This window comes from Bdellovibrio bacteriovorus, assembly GCF_001592755.1.
GTDB classification, from domain to species: Bacteria; Bdellovibrionota; Bdellovibrionia; order Bdellovibrionales; family Bdellovibrionaceae; genus Bdellovibrio; species Bdellovibrio bacteriovorus_E.
Genome location: NZ_LUKF01000016.1, coordinates 129,501 through 152,380, shown reverse-complemented (window position 1 = coordinate 152,380; position 22,880 = coordinate 129,501). Strand labels below are relative to the sequence as shown.

Genomic DNA, 22,880 nt, shown 5'->3' with positions numbered 1-22,880 from the left:
ATCATTAATTTTTAAAGCGAGGATACTATGCTTATTTACGAAGCTCTCCGTAAGGATCATGATGATGTGAAAGAACTTTTAGCGCGCTTGCTTGAGCTCGACGAGACTCGAGAAGCCTCGAAAGAACGATCGGATTTAATCGAACAGATCGTTGAAGCGCTGATTCCCCACGCGCGTGCCGAAGAAGCGGTGCTTTACAATTCCCTGCGTATGCTAGAAGCATCCAAGGATGAAGCCATGCACGCTTATCGTGAACACATGGAGGCCGAAGGTCTCTTGCGTGTGTTGCAAGTGCAGGACAAGGCCAATCTGCCTTGGAAGGCGACGGCGCGAAAGTTACGTCAATCTTTGGAACATCATATTCAAGAAGAAGAAGGACATATGTTCACCACCGCCCAAGGTCTTTTTACTGATGAAGAGGCTGAAGCTATGACGGATGAATTTTTGGATATGAAGATGGAAGTCAGTGAGAAAGGATTCATGGGAACAACCTTGGATATGATCACGAACTTGATGCCACCGGAAATGTCCGATGCGCTTCGCAATAATAACAACCGTCATATTCAATAATACCTATTTTAAAATGCGCAAGATAAGGACCGCCCTTTCTTGCGCGGCTTTGCGAACTTTTCTTTTACTTTTTTTTTTCCCTTCGGCGCAGACCTCTTTGATTTCTAGTCCTGCGGGTCACTTCGAAGCTTTCTTAGGAAATGCGGGGCTGCATTAGAAGGCTCTGCTTCGGAGGTGGAGGTTTCCGACGTTAGGTTTTTTATCCTGACCCATCAAAACTCCGACTGAGATGTGATAGGAATCTGTGAGTGCCATAGCTTTGTGCCAATAGCCCGCAGGAATGTACAACCAATCTCCGGGTTTTAAATAGCAGCGCAGTTCGGCGCGAGTCGTTTCGTTTTTCAGGTCTTCCAATTGCGAAGTTTTCTTTATCGATGCGCCTGGATTGACCGTGTTCTTGCGAAGACGAAATTCTTTTTCACCTTCACTTTGAATAACAAAGACATCTTCATAATCATAGTGCCAATCAAAACCTTCTTGTCCGGCAGGGGTGCAGTAAAGCTGCACATCCACGGGATCGTTAAACAGTCGATAAAAGTCTTTTGCCAAAGCCGCAAAAAGAGGATGAGCCTGCTCGGCATGACGAACCAAAACAGTGCGCCCCGATTCAAAGCCTTTGCGAGCCTGGGAAAAGGTGAGTTGTCCTGTGCAAAGATCCTCATCCAATGGGAGTTTTCCTTGCAAGGGAAGCCAACAGTTTTTGTGACCGGTATAAAGGATTTCATTCAGTGTGTTCCACGAAAGACTGTTGCGAAGAAAGGACGCTTTTTCGGGAGCAGCATAGGGCTCACGAAAAAGATGAGTTGTCGAAAAATCAGACAGAGTCATGGGAGACAGGAGTTGTTCCAGAATCGACATCAAAGCGTCCTTCAGTCTAAAAGCGGAAATCATTGAATAATCGGGGACCCGAGAAAGTACAAATTACGGTTAATTACAATTTAGGGCAGTCCCTGGAATTACTTCATGTAAAAAGGGGGAGCTGGGGCATGAATTCCAACTGGTTGGTTTTCAGCCGTGCCATGTTTCTTGCTTTGCCTCCATGTGCAATTAAATGGAGATGACATGAAAAAATCATTGATCAATGCAGCACTGGCAGCATTCGTTGTGACGGCTGCGGGAGCGGTCACCTACGCTCAATCAGCAGGGACTCAACAGGCGGTTTCTAAAGACCAACTTGTTGTAGGAAAACGCTATTACATTTCAGCGGACTCATTGAATGTTCGCTCCAGCAACTCGACCGCACCTGGTAATATTGTTGGCAAGCTTTATCGCAATGACATCGTCGAAGTGTATGACCTGCTTAATGCCGCAACACCCTTGGTACAAGTGAAGATCGTGAAGTCTTCAAGCATCACAAATCAAGGTGAGCTGTATGTTTCTAAAGACTATTTGTCAGAAAAAGAATTTGTTCTGCCTTTGTCTAAGTATTTTGTGATTCAAAACGTAGCGACGGAAAAAACGCGCGTCTATGAGCGTTGCACGGTCACGCCGGATTGCCCGCATACTCTGGTGATGGAAACAGACATGGTCGTAGGTCGTCCTGAAGAAGGTTCCGATCAAGATCCCAACGCTTATAAAACATGGGTAGGACATGGAAAGATTTCCGAGTGGGTGAAGTTCTATCAAGATGGTCTCGGGTTTTATCCGCGTTGGTATACGAAAGGTCAAGACATCAGCACAATTCCAAAACCTATCACAGACAGCATGAGTCTTTACATGGGTTCGCAAAAATGGATTGTTAAAAACGATCAAGGCAAGAAATCCACCTATGGTGCCTTTGGTTGGTATGCCGCCAAGCTCACTCCAGAAGGTGAAAACGGTGGCGTGAACTATCAGTGGATCCACGGAACAATGGGTTGGGGTAAAGATGGCTCTAAACCAATTGAAATTACTCGTGGCAAAATGATCAACTTCTTCGCTAATCCAGGTTCTCATGGTTGCACGCGTGTTGAAAATCGTGCGGTGGCTTACATGAGACATCTTTTGCCTGTAGGAACAGATGTTTATCGCGTGTATGCGCGTGAGGCCACTCGTGAAGGTTATCCTTACCGTCGTTACGCGAATCAAACGTCTTCGTATAAATGGCAATACACGCTGTTGACGAATGGCGCGGGCGAATCCAATGGTTTGACTTCGGATGCAGCGACGATCCGTGCTCAAGGTATTCGTGCGATTCTGAACGTGAATCTGATTGAGCAAGGTGTTTATGAAGTGGATCGTTATCCAACGGTGGCACCGCTGGATTATTCGAAGTCAGCGGCTTCTGGTAAGTCCGGAGACCGTTACGAGATTGACGACAAAGTTAAAAATGGCACGAACTTCCGCGGTTACTTCCTGATTGATGAAGGTCGTTTCGCGAATTACGCCCATCCCAGCTATCAAGCGACAAACGGCGCGGTTCGTACAAGCGGTTTAGCGGATTTCAGAAACTCCGTGCCTGAATTTTTGACGGCTCGTGCGGGCTCTTACGTTATTCCGCCGGTAAATGGCAAATAATGTTTGTCTGCAGGTGAGTGTATAATCTCAGTGTGAAGAGGAGTCTTTGGACTCCTCTTTTTTTTTGCCGCTAGGATGAATATCGTGTGGGGGTGCGCGATGTGGCTGGTGGTGATGACGTTTCTGTTCCCGAGCATTGTGTACGCTCAGTCTGAAGACGCTCGCACGCGTCACTTAGAAATGCTTGCTAAGAAAGCCACAATCTATGCCTATCCCATGGTTGAAAATGCCCGAGTGATTTACGACCAGTTTTACAATCGAGACTCAAAATCCTTTAAAGCCTCGGTGAATACGCTGCGAACAACGGCCTCCGTCCCGAATGCGAACCTCCGTGTGCCTTCGTTAAATCTGGATGTCGGTTACGGCTATCTGTTGATGGACCTGCGAGCAGAACCTTTTGTCATTTCCCTTCCGAAGATCACGAAGGATCGCTATCACTCCGTCCAAATTGTAGATCTTTACACCTATAATGAGGACTATGTTGGCACTCGTAAAGATGGCCGTGAAGAGGGGCCGTTTTTGGTTGTAGGCCCGCAATGGAGTGGCAGCACCGCGGGATTTCGTCGAGTCATCAAAGTGGAAACCGAATTTGCTCTGGCTTTATTTCGTATGCAAATAATAAATTCCGAAGATCTTGAGACTGTGCTGTCTTTGCAGTCGCAGTACCGGGCTTTACCTTTAAGCGCCTATCAAAAGACAGCGCCTCCTCCGAAAAAACCTTCTGTGGTTTTTCCGCCGGTCTTAGATAAGAACGATCCGGATTCTTATTTTTCGGCGTTTAACTTCGTTCTCAGTCTGGCGCCTGTTTTAAAAAGTGAAAAAGCATTGCGCGCGGATTTTGAAAGTCTGGGACTGATTCCGGGAGGATCTTTTGAACTTGCACGACTGAATCCCGAACAACGTGCGGCCCTTCGTAAAGGTTTCGCGGAAGGTTTGGCGGAGATTCAAGAAGTCGCCCATAATACAGTCGACACACGCAACCTTTATGGATCTCGGAAATTTTTTAAAGAGAATTATTTAAACCGTGCCGTCGGTGCGTACGTGGGTCTTTATGGGAGTTCCCGCGAAGAAGCGGTGACAGTGGCTTGGCGAACAGACGAAATCAACGACGGTGAAAGACTGGATGCTTCGAAATACAATTATACTTTGCGATTTACGAAAAACAATCTGCCGCCGGTAAAAGCTTTTTGGTCTTTAACGATGTATGACGAAAATTTATTTCTGGCTAAAAACTCCCTGAACCGTTACGCGATCAACTCTGGAACGCTTTCAGAATTAAAGCGCGATAGTGACGGAGGCTTAACCGTGTATATTCAAAGACATTCACCTGGAACAGCGAAAGAAGCCAACTGGTTGCCAGCCCCACCAGGGCCATTTGTGGCCGTACTAAGAATGTACGCGCCAACAAGAGAAGCACAAGAAGGACTTTGGAAAAAACCCGCAATGACAGCGGTAAATCCATCCGCACTTTCGAAAAAATAGAAGATTGTTTAAGCGACGGTGGAGATGTGTTGACCTAGATCACTTCGCAAACAATAATGAGTGCCACATGTCGCGGGTACAAATTCGGTATTACATCTTTGCGTTCTTAATGATCTTTTCAGTGAACGCATTTGCAAGCATTCAAATGAATTTAGCCATGGGTACGAGTTCTCCTCAGGTGGAAAATCCTGCGGATGTCTCTTTCGTGGACTTAAGAGAACCTGAACTGGCGATGGGTTACAGTGCTGAAGATCTCTGGATCCAAATCAAACTGCGAAATGATTCACCTACGACGGAAAAGAAAATTCTCTTTTTAGATTCTCCTTTAGCGGGTCGGCTTTCTTTATATGGCGCTGATGGCATCGCGCAGATATCAGGTCCGGGTGTTCCATTAAGTCGACGTCTTTATCCTTCAAGACTGGGAGCCTTTCCTCTGGAGCTCGCGCCCAACAGCGAAGAAGTGCTTTATCTTAAAAGAAGTTCACATCATGCCTTGAGTACAAAAGTACAAGTCACCGACGAGGCGACATTTTTGAACTCAGAAGAAACCGCAAGGGCGATTTTCTTTTTCTATATTGGCGGCATTCTTTCTTTGGTTATTTATAACTTCTTTGTTGGTCTGGCGACATCTCAGAAAGACCACATCAGTTACGCTGTCTTTGCATTGAGTTTCGGCGTGACAGCCATGGTGCTTCATGGTGTTTTCGATGCGTATCTTATTCCTACAAATGCCTTTGTGTTTTCGAACTACCTGATGCTCTTTTCTTCCATTTCTCTATTTACCGCGTCAGTCTTCGTTCGCAGGTTTTTGAATATTTCAAAAAGCTTTTCTGTAGGTTACTACGGAACCGGGTTTTTTTGCGGTTTAGCTATCGTGACCATCCTCGCAAGCTTTTTTGCGCCGACGCATCGTGAATTGTTTATCTTTGGATACTGGATTGATCTTTCGATAGCCGGGGCGATTTTGTTTTTTATTTTCTGTGGTGTTTATTCGCTGTTGAAATTTAAAAACAAACTAGCTCTTTATTTCTTGGCAAGCTGGCTTGTGGTCTTTATCGGGACCTTCTTCTGGATCGCCTCGTTACACGGGATTGTGAAATACAATTCCGTCACCCAGTACTCTTTGCTTTTTGCAAACCTTGGCGAAATGCTGGTTCTTTCTTTGGGACTCGCATACAAACTAAAAACCCTGGATCGTGAAAAACGCCAAGCGCAGCAAGCGGCCGGGGATAAAGAGCGCTATCACCGTTTGGTTCGCGTTCTTTCTCACGATGTCGCTAATACGGTTTCAGGTTTGATGTACCACTCTGAGATGCTAGAAGAGCTGACTGAACAACCCAAAGTTCGTGAACACGCCCAAAAGATCAATCTTTCCATTCAACGCCTGGATAAAATTCTTCATTCTGTTCGCAATGAAGAAGTCGTCTATTCCTTAAAGTCCAAGTCCCCGTTGCAGTCTGTAGACCTTAGCGAAGCGTGTGCAGAGGCTGTTGAACATTGCACCTGGCAGCTAGAAAACAAAAACATACAGATCCGTTGTCATGTCCCTGCGGGGAAATGCGTGAAGGCGGATCACTCGGCCTTAGTGAATCAGGTTCTTTTAAATCTTCTCTCCAATGCCATTAAGTTTTCGGCTTCAGGAAAGTCCATCACTGTAGCCTATGTCGAGCGCGATGAGCACATCGGTGTTATGGTGAAGGATGAAGGAATTGGTATCCCTCCTGAAGAACTTGAAAACATCTTTAAAGGAAAAAAGCTCTTTTCTCGACGAGGCACCGCCAACGAAACCGGGACCGGACTGGGGACCACTTTGGTCAGCGATTATATGCGCCTCTTTGATGGTGTTATTGAAGTGGAATCCGTGCATTCCGCTGCAGCAGCGGATTCCGGGACGACAGTGACTTTGCTCTTCCCCAAACGTCTCTCGACGACATAGAGCGCCTGAACAAACTTTCGACAAAAAAATGAACTTCTAAAAATCCTTTTTAAAGCGTCAAATCTTTAGAGAGTCCACTAAGTCATGATGATCCAACACCCCTAAAAAAGTTGAGACCGCACGAAGATTGGGTTGAGAATTAAACATAAGAATTACCAACCCAGGAGTTTTCCATGAACAGAGGGATGCGTTTAGTTGCAACAGGATTGTTGTTACTGTCGGTGGGGTGTCAGAAGGCTCAAGAGAGCAGCGAAGTGATGGATCTATCCAGTTCCACGCTGACCTGCAAACCGGGTTCGCAAAAGGTCAGTACGGCCAACCTTAAAATCGAGGGTGAGTCGGTAGGTCAGACCAACGAAGCGATCCGATATAAGCTCAACGAGCAATTGTCCTGCGATAGTGCACAAGAAGTTGTGTGGAAAGCTGCAGGGGGCTCAGCAAGAACAGCGACCAGCGTAACATCGGTCTATAAAAAGGCCGGTACCTACGTGATGACGGCGTCAGTTCAAGACGTGAGTGGTACGACCTCTCAAGAAGTCTCTTTTAAAACAGTGGTTGTCGCCAGTGAACCTGTGATGATCGCTCCTACAGTAGGTGTAGCCGGTCAACCGGTGACATTTGATGTGGGCATTCCTGAGAATATGACTCTTTTAGATGCCTATTGGACATTTGGTGACGGAACTCCTTCGGTGAGTTCTATGGACGCCATCCAACATACTTACGCTCAACCAGGTACATACACAGTAAAAGTGTTGGTAGTTGGAAATCCGGGTGGTGAAAAAATGCTTTCACAAACCATCGTCATTTCTGAAGAAGAAGACGAAGTGGTTTGTACGGCAGCGGCGGCGATTTCAGGTCCTTCTGAAGCCAAAGTCGGTTCTCCGGTCAGCTTGTCACTATATATGCCTCAATGTTTGGCGGACCAAGTGGGTGCCATCCGTTGGACATTTGGTGATGGCGGATCTGCTTCCGGTCAGAATGTTCAGCACACATATGCAGCTGAAGGCACTTTTGAAGTGAGCGCTGTTCTATTAAAAGGCGACACAAACCAAGTTCTTTTCAACTTGAAACATTCCATCACGGTGACTAAAGGAACTGAAGAGCCTGAACCAGAACCAACGCCAGAACCCGAAGTTCCAGGTTCATGCCAAGTGAAAGATCAAATCCGTGAATCTCAAGGTGACATCTATTCAGAGACTGTGGCCTGCGGATTAAATGGTACGAAAGAAATTTCTTACCGTGACGTGATCAAAGAACAATGTCAATTGAGTGGCGAAAAGTTGAGCTGGGTGGAAATCTCTCGCTCAAAAGAAGTTACTAATGAAGGTTCTTGTGAAGGCCAATCTTGCAGATTGCCAGATGGAAGCGTTCTTCCTCATGGTGGATCAAAAGTATTGTACTCGACAAGCACTCCTGCGGGCTCTTGCGCGAGCGTGTCTCAAGAAAGAGTTTGTAATAACGGAGTTCTTTCTGGATCCGATACCTTCAATCAAAACTCTTGTCACAATGGTTGTGGTGACTTCGGTTCCCATGGCACTGTGAAAACAGATGTTGTGACTGGGGAGGTGAAAGTTCCATTGACTTGTGCTTTCGGTGAAACAGGTTTCTTTGATATCTTCACAGAAGTTTCAGATCAAACTTGTAAAGACGGTCAAATCGTAAGTTCAAATACTCACCAGGGTTCTATTAAGACTCCAGGTGCATGTCCTACATATAAATACGTTCCGACAGAAAACTTCACAGCCTGCTCTGCAGATTGTGGTGGTAAACAGTCACGTATCTTCGTGTGTGTCGATGATAAAGGGACACAAGTCGGTAACGAACGTTGTACCGGCCAAGCAATGCCAGTGGAAGAAAGAGTTTGTGACGGCAACCCAGAAGCCGTTCGCAGACAGGAATCTTCGACTTCCGTTGAAGAGGCCAATAGTTCACAGACATGTCCTGCCAACCAGATCGGTGTGATTGTTAATAAACGTGATGTGACGAAAGTCAGCACTTACGCTTGTATCGATCACAAAGTTCAGTTGGAAGGCACAGAGACTCAATATGGTCCTTGGGTGGCTGAAAGCTACTGCCGCGACTACGTCGCAAGACGTTGCTCACAAGACAGCTTAAGCAATTCTCAAGCACAAGGCCGTTATGAGTGGATGGTGAAATGTCAGGATCAATTGCCAATCATTAAAGAATTCCTGGCTCAATTCGATGACGTGAAAGTGAAATCAGGTAAGACATCTGTGGCTCTGAATTCAAGCGGTCAGCACTTGTATCCAACATTCATGGATCGTGCTTACAACCCAGAAAAACCATGGATTGCACCGACTTCAAAAAATGCAGCATGTACAATGCCATCTACAGTATACGTAGCGACAGTGTGTGTGTCTTCATGTGCGACTCCTGAACAGTTGATCCTGGCTCAAGAGGCCGGTAACACGGATATGAAATACGTCCCATTCATTGAAGCTTTGACGAAGAATTATGCCTTCGTAGCCTCATTGCAAAGTGCGCAAAGCATGGGAAGTAAAGCTATCCAAAAAACCAAAGTGGATCAGTGGGTGACTGAGCTTCTTGATACTGAACACGACATCTTGTTGATGCGTATGAAGTCAGGCCGCTCAATCAAGGTAACCCCAAATCATCCACTTGTAGCGTCGAACGGCTTCATGCAGTCAGCAAAAGACTTCAAAGTCGGTGAGGACCTCGTGCAATTGGGTGGTGTGTTGGATGAGATCGTGTCGATCACTCCAATGAAACACACGGGCAAGGTTTATAACATCTTCGTACAGTCGACAGCGATCCATCACAATATCCTGGTGTTAAATGGATACTTGAATGGTTCGGCTTACTTCCAAAATGACGGTGCGAAAGAGTTGAATAGATCCTTGTTCAGAAAAACTCTCACTCGCGGAGCATTCTAAGATGAATAAAAAACAGCTAGCCATTGCGGTGGGGGCGGTTGCAGTCGGAGGAGTCATGCTAGTCATGACTTCTCTTTCTGTTAAGAAAGAAACGCCCAATGAAAAGCCAAGTGTTGAGCAGCATTCTCCGGAGGCGCCAGCGTCTCCGGCTTCAGAAGGGCCTACGGCTGTGGTGCAAAATCCAACGCCGGTAGTTCCTGAGGCCCGTAAGGGTGAAAGTGCTCCGGTCTGGAAAGACTATGCTTATAAAAAAGAACTCAGTGCCTTTCACCGCATGCATCGCAAAGTTTTCTTGGATGAAGCGGAAAAGAAAGAGCGTCAGGACTTGCTAAAAAATCATCGAGTGATTTCGTCACTCAGTGATCTTTTACAGGCCCCGGCGCTGACTGTGGACGAAGTGATTTTACAGAATGTGGCTTTAGATCTTCTTTTAGAGTCTCTGCAAGATTCGCCCCATGGTGAAGCTTTAGGAGTTCTGAAAGACGTTGTCAGCAACGGCTACATCGAAGACAAAACAAATAACTTGGAAGCCCGTAAGTCCTTAGGTGAAGTGAAGGCCGAGGTGCTTTATCAATGGTCGGCCTTGCAACCTCAGAAGAAGTCCGAGATTGAAAGACTGCTGCCAGGACCGGTCAGTAAAAAGATCTGGGAAAATGTTCGCTACCAACAGGAAAATAATCTAGCAGAGTCCTCTTTGGAACTTCGCAAGTAATCTTAATCGCCTTGCAGCCCTAACTCCCAAAAACGATTTCGCATTTTTTCAAAATTCGTTTTACCGCCTGCGCTGGTAATATCCGGGTGCGGGTCTTTGGCGACGGAGGCAGCGGCTTTGCTGCCGCCAGGTAAATACTTTCTTAACTCCGAGTCTTGCGGTGGAGCAGTTTCTATTGTCGCTGAAGCCAGTTCTCTGCGGGAGTTGGGCGCATCAACCGGTACCGTGTCTGAGGGCCTATTCCCCGATTCAGGACTCGCAGAGGCAACAGGAGTTGTTGGTGCGCTGGCCGCAACTTCCGTTGTGCTTGCGGGCGTTGTGGCAGTTTGGAAAGGTGTCGCAGATTGAGACGACGAGGTATTTTGTTTTTCACTTACCACAACGGCCGCTGTTCCACCGCCGCCGCCTTCGCTTCCGTTTGATTCTTCATCGCAGGATTTACCTTGCTTTAAAGAGGACACGATAGAAACCAAAGAAGCCGCTGAGGAAGCCAAAAGCAGGCCGTAGGTTTTTTTGCAAAGCTGCTCTTTCGAGTGCAAAGTCTTTTTGCTTTGCAGACTGATTTCTTTTTTCATTTCTGTATAGGCTTTATTGTAAAGGGTCTCTAGTTGGCTCATTCCCTCAGTACAACCTGCGCCGGTTTGACCAGGTGTACACGTCGCTTTGGAAACATGCAGAGCTTGAATCATCTCTTTCATGCCACTTGCAGCCGCTGAACAGGACATGTCACATTTCTTTTGCATGGCTCCGCACGCAACCGTATACGCCGTGATACCGGCTTGAGCCAAAGTCATCGCTTTAGAAAAAGACTTACAGGCGTCGTTCACCGCGAGGCTGTTCACGCCGGCTAAAACCAGGTTCACTCCTTGAAGAGTTGTTTGCAGATTAGGAGAAGTTTCCTCTCGGCATAGCTTCGCGGCCCGCGTTTGATCGTTGATGCAAGTTTTACGATGGGCTTCGTACGTTTGAAAACCCTTTTGGAAAGACGCGAATTCGGGAATTTGTAGGACTGCACCCGGATCCATGGCCGCCACCGACGCGGGAAGAGCTTCGATTTTCTTGATGATGGCTTTGAGATTGACCGGCACTTCTTCAAGGCCGACAGCGACAAGCTCATCAGGAGTTAAAGGCTCCACTGCAGATGCGACGCCGACAGCGGCCGAAGGGTCCGCCACCGAGGATAACGACAAAGACAGAACGGATAAAAATGTCACCACGGTTTTCATAAATTCCCCATGAAGGCTTTTCGGTTCACTATGACGGTGCTGAAGATGATTGCTGTGTCAGATTGAGAATTCACTCCACTTTCCACACTGAATGGGTAATTCCGGCGAAGGATTTTTAATTTCCCGAGAAAACTACGCGAATTTTTCCATGAAATCCGTGTCAATTCACAAGAGTCTCTTTGCGGTTTGACAGAGTGAAATTTGCTATCACACAAAAAAAGCGGCGTTATTAAAATGCCTCTCAAAATTCACTCGGCACTTAGTCCTATTCTTTGTGTTTTAGTAACGATTTTTTCTGCGAAGTAATTTTCATCCGCTAAGGTTTGTTCATGCACATCACACACAACTTTGGAGGTTGAATGCAAGTGACTGTTAACAAATCGTTCTTTTCTCGTTTCACAACAACTCTATTGGTAACTTCTTTATTATCCCTAGCAGCTTGTGCGGGAAATGGCGGCAGTGAAGCAGCCCTGCCAGATGACACTACAGAGGAACAAATCGTTGATAATCCTGGTGCGAATGCCACGATCCCTCGCGATGCTTCAGAAAGCCTTTCTGATTCTCAGCGCGAAGGTATTCTGCAGAAGTACAATTTCGTAGATCCAACTCGTATGGTTCGTACGGATGCTTTGGCAAAAGCCTTGGTTTACTTCGATGCGAATAAAAGCAACTTCAAAAATCAGAACTATGTATCGGTGATTGATTTTGCGAAGCACTCTTCAGAGCCTCGTTTCTACATTATTTCTATGAAGACGGGTGCTGTGTGGGCGATTCGTGTGGCTCATGGTAAAGGATCTGATGCGAACCATGACGGCTATGCAGAAACGTTCAGCAATACTTCCGGCGCGCATGCCAGTTCACTTGGTTTCTATCGCACAGCTGAAACATATCAAGGTGGTCACGGACTTTCACTTCGTCTTGACGGATTGTCTTCAACGAACTCGAAAGCTCGCTCTCGCGCGGTTGTTATCCACGGTGCTAACTATGTTCAGGACACGAACGTAAAGCAAGGAAGAAGCTGGGGATGTCCGGCAGTATCTATGCAGAATTTGAAAAACGTGATTGGTTACATCAAAGGTGGAAGCTTGATCTACGCGGTCAAATAAATACGCGATCAAATAAAGTGATTCGACATTTATAAAATAAAAAGCGGAGACTTCGGTCTCCGTTTTTTATTTGCGAACCCTTGCATGTTGTTAAGAAAAATGAACAGAATCTTAATCGTGGAACGTGAGGTAATTCACATGTCAGAGTTTCTGAAACAGGAACTTACTTACAATTTCATAAGACTTCGCCAAATACGATTAAAGTGATCTTCGGCTTTCTGTAATGATTTAGCAATTCCCCAGGCTACCGAAATAAGTATCGAACACAAATAATAAACGGGAGACCTCATGAGCGTTGCTAGGAAACTTGCAGAAGACACTATTTCATACACTTCAAGCGTTGACGAACTGACTCTGCTTAAAGAGGAAATTAAGGCGCTCCATCGCGTGCAAGCGGTGATTGAGTTTGATCTAGACGGAACCATTTTAAATGCGAATGATAACTTTTTAGGGGCGGTAGGATACTCTTTAAGTGACATTCAAAATAATCACCACTCTATGTTCTGTGATCCTGAATACGCTAAAACTCCCGAATATAAAGCCTTCTGGCAAACCCTGGCGAAGGGCCAGTTTGTTGCGGGTGAATTCAAACGCTTCGGTAAAGGTGGCAAAGAAATTTGGATCAATGCTTCTTACAATCCTATTTTCAATGCCGATGGCAAACCGTATAAAGTTGTAAAATTCGCAACGGATGTGACCCAGGCAAAAATGGCAACTGCCGAATACGAAGGCAAAATCGTTGCCATCGGTAAAGCTCAAGCCGTCATCGAATTTAATATGGATGGTACGATCATCTGTGCCAATGAAAACTTTCTTAGAACTGTGGGATATAGTTCTCCAGAAATCGTGACCAAGCATCACCGTATGTTCTGTGAGCCTGAATACGCGCGCAGCACGGACTACGAAAATTTCTGGAAGAAACTCAATCGCGGGGAGTTCGATTCAGGCCGCTATCTTCGTATTGGTGCGGGTGGAAAACGTATCTGGATTCAGGCCACGTACAATCCCATTATGGATGTGAATGGCCGACCTTATAAAGTCGTGAAATTTGCATCTGATATCACAGAACAAGTTGAGCTTGAGCAGGCGGTGAAACGCAAAGCTCAAGAAGACCAAGAAAAGGTGGATCAACTTTTAACGGTGGTGAATGCCGCAGCCAATGGGAATCTTACCACTGAGATCACTGTCAATTCCGAGGATGCAATCGGACAACTAGCAAATGGTTTAAAGAAAATGATGTCGGACTTACGAAGCGTGGTTTCCCAAGTCGTGACATCAGCCAATAACTTCGGGTCGTCATCGAAAGTGATCGCGACACAAAGTTCCTCTGTCGCTGTAGGCGCGGCTACACTAGGGTCTACCGTCGAAGAAATCAATGCTTCCATCGAAGAGTTTACAGCTTCGATCGCCTCTATTGCAGACAACACTCGTCAGGCTAATGATTTGGCGAAGGTGACGCAAAAAGAAGCGGAAGCGGGCAACCTAGCGATTGGGAAGTCCATTGAAGCCATGGAGTTAATCAACAAGTCGTCGGAAGATATCAGCGAAATCATCAAAGTCATTAGCGAGATCGCCAGCCAAACAAATCTCTTGGCCTTCAATGCAGCGATTGAAGCCGCGCGTGCGGGTGAGCACGGCTTAGGATTTTCAGTAGTTGCAGACGAAGTCCGTAAACTTGCGGAAAGATCTTCTCAAGCAACGAAAGAGATTTCAAAGCTGATCAATGAGTCCGTGAAGCGCGTTGAACAGGGTAGCTCCATTTCAAAACAAGCCGGCGAAGCTTTCGGTAAAATCGTCGCGGGTATCGAAAAGACAACCATGTCGATTTCAGATGTGAATGCCGCCGCCGAAGAGCAATCAAGTGCTGCAAAGTACATCAGTATCGCCATCCAAAATATTTCTACCGAATCCGAAAAATCAACCGCAGCGGCAGAGTCGATTGCAAATTCGACGCAGGCCCTGGTTGAAGAGTCTGAAGAATTGAATAAGACAGTTTCTAAATTCGTGGTTTAATCAAGGATAGAGAATGGATGAAGTATCTGCCTTAAAAAAGCAAAGGATGACGAGCACACAGATGTTCGCATCCTTCCGCTTAGGTACTACAGAACTGGCGGTTTCCATTTCTTCTCTTCAAGAGGTGGTGAACTTCCCGGATAAAGTCTCTCGCGTACCGCTGGCGCCGGAGTATTTAACGGGACTTTTCAATCTTCGTGGTCTCGTGGCGCCCATCGTGGATATGGCAAAACTTTTGGATCTGCCTACGAGTGAAGTGCAGGAAAATAAAAAAGTCGCCATCGTCAATATCGATAAAGTACGTATCGGGCTGCTCTTTGACGCCACTTCCGAAATGCTCAATGTCAGCGAAGAAAATATATCTTGGATGGATGAAAGAATAGAAGGTTCTAAATCTGTCGTGAGAGGCGTTCTAAAATTAAATGGCGGGGATCGCATCATTGAAATTATTGATCCGGCACTTTTAATCCAAATCGAAAATATTCCCCAAATTTTAGAGCAGGCAAAAACATCCGTACAGACGGAGACGGCAAAAAAGAAATCCAGACGAGCTCAATGTATCACCTTTAAATCCGGCAGCCTGGAGTTCGGTTTAAAGATCGCAGGTATTAGTGAAATCATCAAGGTTCCAGAAATCAAACGCAGCGTGCTTGCCGTTGACTATTGTATCGGCATGGTGAACTTGCGGGGTTCGATCATTCCTATTTTGGATTTTCAAATGTTTCTAAAGCTTCCTAAGGCCGACATCGGTGCGGAGCTAGACGAGCGGCGCATTGTGATCTTGAAGCTTGAAAAAATTCAAGTCGGTTTCTTAGTCGATAGCGTAGACAGTATCGTGGCTTTCTTTGAAGAAGACATTTTGCCGGTTCCCATGTTTAAGCAAGAAAAAGTAGAGATGATGCAAGGCTTGTTGTGCCCTCAGCCGGATTTGCACATCTTGCTTTTGAAAGAAACAAAGATTCTTTCTGATCAGGAAATAGTGGCGATCACCAAGGGTCATCAAACGTTGTACGGAAAAAAGGACGAAGATAAGGAAGCACACCAAAAAAGAGCCAGTGACAGAAAACCATACCTGTCATTTAAGCTAAAACACATGCTATCCACGCGCTTAGGGGCCGTGGATGAAATCGCGAAGTATACGGACGACATGGTCTGTCCCCCAGGCTATCCCGAATACGTCGCGGGCATGATGAACATGCGCGGAGAAGTGGTGATGGTTGTCGATTTACGGGTCTTTTATGGAATGACAGCTTTAACGGATCGCAGTCAGTCGCGCATTCTGGTTATTAAAGGTGAGAAGGCGAAATATGGTCTGTTGGTGGACGAAGTCGACGCTATTAATACGTTGGATGAAGGAATGAAGTTGCGTATTCCGGCTGTTTTAACTCCGCAGGCCAACAAAGATCTGCAAGGGGATATTAAAGAAGTCGTTGAAATGAATGATGCGTTAGGGAACAAACGCACTCTGATGATTTTTGAAGTGGCCGAGTTCATCAAAAAAATTGAAGCACAAGCCGCGGGAATTCCCGCGGCCTCTTAGCTAGAACCAGTATTCCGCTCCTAAAGAACCGTTAAATCCTTCAGAATAATATGTATAAGTTTCTTCATAGCGGTCCGCTAGATTATTGAGACGCGTGTACATCGTTAGTCTCTCATTAAAGGCATAGGAATAAGCGGCATTCGCGGTCACATAGCCTGGTAAAGTCACAATGCCTGTAGCCCCAAAGTCTGAACGAGTGCCAGCCCCTATCAACTCGACAGAGCCTGAATGTTTGCCCCAGCCTTGAAGGTATCTAAGGCTTCCGTTCACTAAAGGACGACGAAGCAACCAACGGTCGTTTTCTAAATCGCGAGGTTCTTGATATCCGTAGGTAGCCACGATGCTCGCCTCTGCAAAGGGGCGAATCGTGTAAGCCACGTCAACACCACGTGTTTCACTTTTTGCGACGTTGTTGTATTTCATATTGCCCGGAGCCCCGGTGATCTGCAGAAGATTTGAAAATTCAGAATAAAACAAAGTCACCGAAAGATTTTGGCTTTCGTTGATATTCCATTCTTGCATAAGACTGTACTGGTTGGCATTTTCAGCTTTCAAGTCGGGATTACCGTAACGCGAGTACAATTGGAACAAAGATGGGATCTTGTAACCTGACGCGACTTCAAGCTTCGTGTGCTCGAATAAAGTCAGACCGATTTGATACGTACCCACGGGATCTTGATCACTCCAGTTTTCAACGCGTCCGCCGACAGCTAAAGAAAAATCTTTATTCCAGGCGTAATCACCTTTTAAGAAAAGACCTCTTTGTTCAGAGAAAGTATTGACCTGCTCAACGCCTTTACTTCTAAACACAAAATCTTCGTAAATATAACTCAAGCCACCGATGATGGTCAGATTGTCTCCTTTATAAGGAGTAAAATCCAAGCGCACCGTGCGAAGATTTGCGCCGTAGTCTTCTTCTGTTCCCGTCGGGTTGTCGACCGGAACCACCGTAGGCCAATCATAATCGCGCAAACTATTCTGCGTGCTTAAAGCTAAGCGGGGCTCCCAAGGTGTTTGGGTAAAACGCAAATTGGACGAAACACCGATTTGACGAGTGAACTGGTCAAAGTCGACGGTATCGTAAATGCGGTTGTTCACACGGCTTGAGGCTGGCGATTCATTCAAATCCTGAAGGAACATCGCTTTCAGGTTTCCTTCAACGGCGCCTTTCCAAGCATAAGCTCCTTCCGCGTTCCAGTTGTTGCGAGCGTAAGTTTCTGACGACCCTAAAACCGGGGACTCAGCATCTCTCCAAGCTCCGTGGCCACGGATGATGAAGGCATTGTTGTCATCCAAGGCTTCGGTGTGCACCGCCGTGATATCACGGAAGTTCTGCGTGCCGATTTGTCCTTCAAGCCCGGTTTTGGTTTTAAATTCTTGAGGAATGGTGTCGATTTTGATGACGCCGCTTAATGCCTGTCCACCGTAAAGAACAGTCTGTCCGCCTTTGATGATTTCAATACGGCGAACCGATTTAATATCTAACGAGTTCAAATTAAAAGTACGTTGGATTGTCGAAGCATCATAGAAGGGAACGCCATCGACGATGATCATCACATGACTAGAGTCACCACCACGAATAAAAATCGAATTCGGTTGAAACGGTGTGCTTGTGACGGTGATATTGGCTTGGCTTGATAATAAAGTCGTGATGTTCGGAGCCCGAGACTCTTTAATAGTCTCTTCATCGATAACGACTTTGTTGGAGGTGTTAAAAACGACGTCTTCGACAACAGTTTCAAAAGACGGGATGCTTTCTTGCGCTTGGGCAGACACTCCCAAAAGCGCGGATAATATCAGGCTTGAGTATTTCACAGATGTTTTCCTTTAAGCGGACTAATTGACTTCTAACTTAAATCTATAGGTGTAGCGGATCTTGACGGCAACAGATTCTTCGCCTTTGAAAGCTGGTTGAAATTCGAACTTTTTTAAAGCTTCGATAGCCGATTCATTCAAGCCATGTCCCGGCCCACTTATCAGCTGCACTTCACGCACTTGACCCAGTTTGTCGATGATGATTTCTAATACCACCGGGCCATCGATGCCTGATTTTTTAGCTTCTTCAGGATACTGAGCTTTGATTTCTTTTTTGACCTTAGGAAACCGCGTGATTTCGCTATAGCTCGCTGTTCCTCCACCGAACTCACTGCCCGAGGTGGAGGTCGGATTGGACGGACCTTCTTGCGCTCCATCCGAAGAGGATGTTTTTGCATCGGCACTTTCTGAAGACGGAGCGTTTACGGAAGGATTGATTTTTATTGGAGGACGGGACGGAGACGACAGTTTGTTCGAAGCGGTATCGCTTCCTCGCGGCATATTCAGCACCGTCAGATCAACGACCTCAATGGCATCTAAAGGCACTGGGGCTGAGCTCCAGTGCAAGGCCGTGACAGCCAGGAGATGCAAGACAACTGATAATATAATCCAATATGAAAGTTTCAACCCTTTGAACTTCTCACAAAAAAATGTGAAGTCAAATGCCTTTCAAACTTTGGATAATTTCTGAAGCCGACTTTGTTGAGGGGCGCTCGTCACGGTCGCCACGACGACTTTCCAATGCCTTCACACCCAAGAGCTGCGATACAAACTGAGACGTGCGTGCCACCGTGTTGAAAATCGCGACCGGATTTTTATTCGGAGAATTAACGAGTTCAGTTTCTTTAGCCAAACTTCCTGCCGCGGGTCCCACAGCATAGATGGGAAGTTTTTCGCCACCGACTTCTTGAAACTGACGCGCAAGAACTGTTTCCGTAAGACCTAGTTCTTTTAAGGGCCCGACAACATCCACAAGTTCTGGTGTTTTTACGGCCTCGGTCAGAAGCTTGCCATTCAGATTGGTATAACCCGTCGAATCCACAATCATATCGCCCTCGGCTTGGCTGACGATATTATTCTTGGCGTCCTTCACCGTGACACGATAGCGGCCCGACGATAAAACTTCCACCTTTTCAACGTGACCCGGAACGCCGGTGATACGACCTTGTTCATAGTGAGGAACTATCTTATCAACGTAGCGATCCCAACCGGCTTGACTTGCCACGTACTCTTCCGCCGATTTAAAGTTATTGCCGATCCAATGAATTTTAAAGCCATCAGGTAAAGACACGTGCTTGTCATTAAGGGCTTCCACGGCGATACGCGAGCCATCGCCATTGCCAATCAAAATAATTTCGCGAGGCACACGCACATTTTGTTTTTTCAAACGGTTTTCTTTTAAAGAAACCAAAAATGCATCTGTGCTCATGATCGGAAGCAAAGAGTCTTTTTGAACTTCATGTGCAGTCAGGAAATGCGCAAAGTCTTTCTGATAACCGGCATCTTTTACTTTTGTGCCGATCTCTCCTAAACCCGTTCCTAAAAGAAGATTTTTTGTGCGGAAAGTGATGCCGTCGTTCGTAAGAACTTCTAAAATCGTGCGTCCTCCTTCTTGGACTTTCTTCACAGCGATGATTTCCGTTTTTAATAAAACTGGAATTTTAGAAACATACTGCTGGCTTTGAATATGCGCTGCCAGTTGAGACGAGTGTGCATAACCTTGAGAAGTAAAGTGAGCCAGGCTTCCGTGGCCACCCGGGAAATCGTGCATAGAAACGCGGGAAGCTTCAAGACTGTTGATGTAAAAATCTTTTTCGGCGAAAGTCTTGGCCACTAAATCTGTCTTTTCGACGACCAGGCTGCGCAGTTTGGTATTCTTTAAGACGAGTGAAGCGGCTGCGCATTGAGGTCCCGCACCAAGGCATAATACATCCAGTTCAACAACTTTGTTTTTGTATTCGGACTTCAGCGTTTGTGATTTTGCGCGCATTTCCTGCATTAAAAACTCAGAGACTTTGACGGCCTCGCGCTGTTCGTGCGCGATCTTTTGCAATGAAATCAAATCATCAGGAAAAGGCTTTCCGCCGTTTTCTGACCAAACACTGGGAAGGAAAATGGAATCACAGCGTGGTGCCGACGCCCACGAGGCCGAGCCGACGAAAACCAAGGCTAAAGCTAATGAATAGATAAAGGGTCGTTTCACGTGCAGCTCCCGAAAATTTTTATTCGGAAGCTTAGATCCAAAGAACGTGCCGAAAATGAAGCCCGCGATAACCAGGTATATTTGAACTCAAGACAAGCCGCCGTCTGATCTTTAGACAGAGGCCCTTTTTTTTGCTTTCCGTTTGGCGAGGGTCGGTTGAAAGAAGATCACGACTCCAGAAAGAGTCAGAAAAAGAACTCCCAGCGCCATGGGGAGAGCGATCCCGAAGCGACCCAGATCTCCCAAGCCAAAATAAGTCGCCTCATGAATACGTACCAAAAGACTGGAGTTGCGTTTCGCAAGGCCTAAAACCGCTCCGGAACTGCCATCCACACCGATCTCATAATCCGTGTGTTTTGAACGAACAGTGATGGCGCCCGCCGCGGGGCGAATATCAATGCGACCCACATCATTCCACGTCGAGACTTGCAGCTCGGGCACACTTTGAGCGGCTTTTAAAATATCTGAAAACGAGATCGTCATTTCTTTTGCTGCGGGTGCAGGCATTTTTGGAGAGATCCATTCAATCTTGCTGCGAAAAAGTAAAAGTATTCCCGTCACGATCGTCATCAAAAAGGGAAGAGTGATAAAAATAGAAATCCATCTGTGATATTTGCGCCAAAACTTCATAGCGGTTTCATAAAGCAGCTTGCCGTCGCGGAACAGCAATAATTCTAAATGAAAACGAAATGCGATGTTGCAGGTTCAATCATAAGGAGGCACGATCACATTCATGAATTCTAATAATATAGCTCGCATTTTATTCCCTTTGTTCGCCGTCCTTTGTTTTCTTCCTCAAGTGTCTTCAGCGGTGGCGTTGATCGCCGGAATGGCCTTGGCATTGACCTTGGGAAATCCTTATCAAAATCGCACGAAGGCCTGGACGTCACAGCTTTTAAGCATCGCAGTTGTCGGCTTGGGCGCGGGCATGAACTTAATCACTGTAGGTCAAGTGGGTGTTCGCGGCATCGGATACACGGTTGTGGGAATTGCTTTTGGCCTTTTGTTAGGAACAATTATTGGACGTTTCTTGAAGGTTGAAAAAAACACGTCGACCTTAATCACTGTCGGAACCACGATCTGCGGAGGCAGTGCGATTGCTGCTGTGGCTCCAGTGATTCGCGCGCGCCCGCCGGAAGTCACCGTGGCATTGGGAACTGTGTTTCTATTAAATGCTTTAGCTCTCTTTATCTTTCCCCACATTGGTCATTATTTTAATTTGAACGAAACTCAATTTGGACTGTGGAGTGCCTTGGCTATTCACGACACAAGTTCGGTTGTTGGGGCGAGCCTTCAATACGGCCCTCATGCCTTAGAGGTCGGAACCACAGTGAAGCTCGCTCGCGCCTTATGGATTGTGCCTATCGCTTTGGGAATTGGTCTTCTTTATAAAAACCAAGGGCAAGAGGCGGGTGAAGCCAAAGCGAAGCGCCCCTGGTTTATTTTAGGTTTTTTAATCATGGCCGGAATCATGACTTGGGTGCCAACACTGCAACCTGTAGGTCACGGAATTGAATGGGTGGCAAAACGTCTTTTAGTTCTCACGTTATTCTTGATCGGCGCCAATCTCACTCGTGAAACCGTGAAGAGTGTGGGCATCAAACCTTTTGTTATGGGCGTGGTTCTTTGGATTATCATGGCAACGAGTTCTTTGGGCGCGATCTTAGAAAATTGGATTCGCTAAAAAGGAATGGCTTTTGTTGACGCTGCTGTCTTGATTCCTAAGACGAGCGACATCTGTTCCAAGGTAAAGTCATTGTCTTTCTTGGTGTTGGAGGCGATGCAGTCCTTCGGCACCCAGATCTTAAAGCCTCGCATATGCGCGTCGTTGGCCGTAAAGAAAACACAGATATTTCCGGCGACTCCGGTCAGCACCAAATTTTTTACGCCCAGATCTTCTAAAAGAATGTCCAAGTTCGTACAGTAAAATCCCGAATGTCGCGGCTTTAAAATAAAATAGTCATCATCATCGGGCTTTAAAATCTTGGCGATCTCTGAGCCTCGCGAGGCTTCGTGCGCGCAATTCAAATAAACTTCTTTGGAATCGGAACGCCATTGGCCGAAGTTGTCATTCAGGTAAATAACCGGAACTTTTTTCTTTTTGAGTTTCTGCTTCAAAGCTTTGACTTTTTTAGCAACGGGGACGGTAAAACGCACCAGATCTTTTCCCTCAGGAAAATCAAAAGTATTGAGCATATCGATGATAAGAAGAGCCGTCGAATGACGACGGCTCTCGTCGTTGGGTTTCATATATTAGTGACGAGCGTGGGAATCTCGTTCATGAGGCGCGTCCATGCCACCGCGCTCAAGGATTTTAGTTTTAAGTTCTAAGAACAGCTGTCCCAGTCTTTCACGATCACGGCTTTCAGAATGTTTTCTAAAATCAGGAAGAAGTTCTTCCTCTTCTTCTTCGATGTGATGTTCTACAAGTTCCGCCAAAACTTTGACTCTGGCACTCCACAAATCTTCATCTTCCGTGCGCATGATTTCTTCGACCATTTGATCGGCCAGCTGGTGTTCGACATCTCCTTCAAAGCCACCCTCACGAAGCTCTTCATCGCCTTTCATATAGCGGTAAAGAGATTGCTCTTCGGGTTTTGCGTGAGAGATTAAAAGCGGAGCAAACTGGGCAAACGCCTCTTGTCGTTCCTCAAATTCTTTTTCGGAATCTTTCATCACCTCGATAAGCTCTTTAAGAGGTTTGTGGTCCTCTAAGATCATTTCGATAATATCGAGATCGCTGTTTTTTCCAGAGGAAATTTTCGTTTGCTTTTTACTCATAGGATCCTCCTTAAGTATAGACACTTAAGCAGCAATAGAGATGCCAACAAAGTCGCACTCGAAAACCAATTGAAACTGCCGTCGA

The 22,880-nt window shown here is 46.1% G+C and carries 18 protein-coding genes; 10 read left to right on the top strand and 8 right to left on the bottom strand.

The annotated features are described in order from the left end of the window. Nucleotides 1-27 precede the first annotated feature (27 nt). Nucleotides 28-570 (top strand): hemerythrin domain-containing protein, encoded by a 543-nt coding sequence (locus AZI85_RS10390; protein ID WP_063204750.1) that lies wholly within the window; start codon nucleotides 28-30, stop codon nucleotides 568-570. Between the two features lie 153 nt (nucleotides 571-723). Here the strand turns inward: AZI85_RS10390 and AZI85_RS10385 are convergent, their stop codons facing one another. After that, nucleotides 724-1,428, bottom strand: a complete 705-nt coding sequence (locus AZI85_RS10385; protein ID WP_063244009.1) for a JmjC domain-containing protein — start codon at nucleotides 1,426-1,428, stop codon at nucleotides 724-726. Between the two features lie 204 nt (nucleotides 1,429-1,632). Here AZI85_RS10385 and AZI85_RS10380 point away from each other — a divergent pair, with 204 nt between their 5' ends. The 5 genes from AZI85_RS10380 (at nucleotide 1,633) to AZI85_RS10360 (ending at nucleotide 10,111) form a co-directional block, all read left to right on the top strand. Further along, nucleotides 1,633-3,066, top strand: a complete 1,434-nt coding sequence (locus AZI85_RS10380) for a L,D-transpeptidase (RefSeq protein WP_063244008.1) — start codon at nucleotides 1,633-1,635, stop codon at nucleotides 3,064-3,066. Nucleotides 3,067-3,141: 75 nt separating this feature from the next. Then, nucleotides 3,142-4,548, top strand: coding sequence for a DUF1254 domain-containing protein (locus AZI85_RS10375; protein WP_063244007.1), 1,407 nt, complete (start codon nucleotides 3,142-3,144; stop codon nucleotides 4,546-4,548). A 67-nt stretch (nucleotides 4,549-4,615) separates the two neighbouring features. Beyond that, nucleotides 4,616-6,484 carry a sensor histidine kinase gene (locus tag AZI85_RS10370; protein ID WP_081110982.1) on the top strand — a complete coding sequence of 623 codons (1,869 nt, stop codon included), beginning with the start codon at nucleotides 4,616-4,618 and terminating at the stop codon, nucleotides 6,482-6,484. A gap of 173 nt (nucleotides 6,485-6,657) precedes the next feature. Further along, nucleotides 6,658-9,399, top strand: a complete 2,742-nt coding sequence (locus AZI85_RS10365; RefSeq protein WP_063244005.1) for a PKD domain-containing protein — start codon at nucleotides 6,658-6,660, stop codon at nucleotides 9,397-9,399. Nucleotide 9,400: 1 nt separating this feature from the next. Then, nucleotides 9,401-10,111, top strand: coding sequence for a hypothetical protein (locus AZI85_RS10360; RefSeq protein WP_063244004.1), 711 nt, complete (start codon nucleotides 9,401-9,403; stop codon nucleotides 10,109-10,111). Between the two features lie 2 nt (nucleotides 10,112-10,113). Here AZI85_RS10360 and AZI85_RS10355 read toward each other — a convergent pair whose 3' ends face one another. Continuing rightward, complete coding sequence (locus AZI85_RS10355; RefSeq protein ID WP_063244003.1) at nucleotides 10,114-11,337, bottom strand: hypothetical protein; 1,224 nt, start codon at nucleotides 11,335-11,337, stop codon at nucleotides 10,114-10,116. A gap of 359 nt (nucleotides 11,338-11,696) precedes the next feature. Here AZI85_RS10355 and AZI85_RS10350 point away from each other — a divergent pair, with 359 nt between their 5' ends. The 3 genes from AZI85_RS10350 (at nucleotide 11,697) to AZI85_RS10340 (ending at nucleotide 15,996) form a co-directional block, all read left to right on the top strand. Then, a complete protein-coding gene (locus AZI85_RS10350; RefSeq protein ID WP_063244002.1) occupies nucleotides 11,697-12,443 on the top strand; it encodes a murein L,D-transpeptidase catalytic domain family protein in 747 nt (248 codons plus the stop codon). Nucleotides 12,444-12,731: 288 nt separating this feature from the next. Further along, nucleotides 12,732-14,456, top strand: a complete 1,725-nt coding sequence (locus AZI85_RS10345) for a methyl-accepting chemotaxis protein (protein WP_081110981.1) — start codon at nucleotides 12,732-12,734, stop codon at nucleotides 14,454-14,456. 13 nt (nucleotides 14,457-14,469) lie between these two features. Continuing rightward, entirely contained in the window at nucleotides 14,470-15,996 is a 1,527-nt protein-coding gene (locus AZI85_RS10340; RefSeq protein WP_253720945.1) for a chemotaxis protein CheW, read from the top strand. On the opposite strand, the gene AZI85_RS10335 is transcribed toward AZI85_RS10340, so the two are convergent. The 4 genes from AZI85_RS10335 to AZI85_RS10320 all read right to left on the bottom strand — a co-directional run bounded on the left by AZI85_RS10335 (nucleotide 15,997) and on the right by AZI85_RS10320 (nucleotide 20,644). Then, nucleotides 15,997-17,811: a TonB-dependent receptor plug domain-containing protein gene (locus AZI85_RS10335; RefSeq protein WP_063244001.1), complete on the bottom strand. Its 1,815-nt coding sequence runs from the start codon at nucleotides 17,809-17,811 to the stop codon at nucleotides 15,997-15,999. Nucleotides 17,812-17,832: 21 nt separating this feature from the next. Beyond that, nucleotides 17,833-18,438 carry an energy transducer TonB gene (locus tag AZI85_RS10330; protein WP_253720944.1) on the bottom strand — a complete coding sequence of 202 codons (606 nt, stop codon included), beginning with the start codon at nucleotides 18,436-18,438 and terminating at the stop codon, nucleotides 17,833-17,835. A 31-nt stretch (nucleotides 18,439-18,469) separates the two neighbouring features. Continuing rightward, a complete protein-coding gene (locus AZI85_RS10325) occupies nucleotides 18,470-20,014 on the bottom strand; it encodes a hypothetical protein (RefSeq protein ID WP_253720943.1) in 1,545 nt (514 codons plus the stop codon). Nucleotides 20,015-20,125: 111 nt separating this feature from the next. Beyond that, nucleotides 20,126-20,644, bottom strand: coding sequence for a PepSY-associated TM helix domain-containing protein (locus AZI85_RS10320; protein ID WP_063244000.1), 519 nt, complete (start codon nucleotides 20,642-20,644; stop codon nucleotides 20,126-20,128). Between the two features lie 103 nt (nucleotides 20,645-20,747). Between AZI85_RS10320 and AZI85_RS10315 the strand changes: the two genes are divergently transcribed. Then, on the top strand, nucleotides 20,748-21,698 hold the full coding sequence (locus AZI85_RS10315; protein ID WP_063243999.1) for a YeiH family protein: 951 nt from the start codon (nucleotides 20,748-20,750) through the stop codon (nucleotides 21,696-21,698). Here the strand turns inward: AZI85_RS10315 and AZI85_RS10310 are convergent. After that, on the bottom strand, nucleotides 21,695-22,264 hold the full coding sequence (locus AZI85_RS10310) for a cysteine hydrolase family protein (RefSeq protein WP_063243998.1): 570 nt from the start codon (nucleotides 22,262-22,264) through the stop codon (nucleotides 21,695-21,697). The genes AZI85_RS10315 and AZI85_RS10310 overlap by 4 nt on opposite strands. Before the next feature lie 3 nt (nucleotides 22,265-22,267). Continuing rightward, the gene (locus AZI85_RS10305) at nucleotides 22,268-22,795 is read right to left on the bottom strand and encodes a hemerythrin domain-containing protein (protein ID WP_063243997.1); all 528 of its coding nucleotides are present in this window, start codon (nucleotides 22,793-22,795) and stop codon (nucleotides 22,268-22,270) included. Nucleotides 22,796-22,880 lie beyond the last annotated feature (85 nt).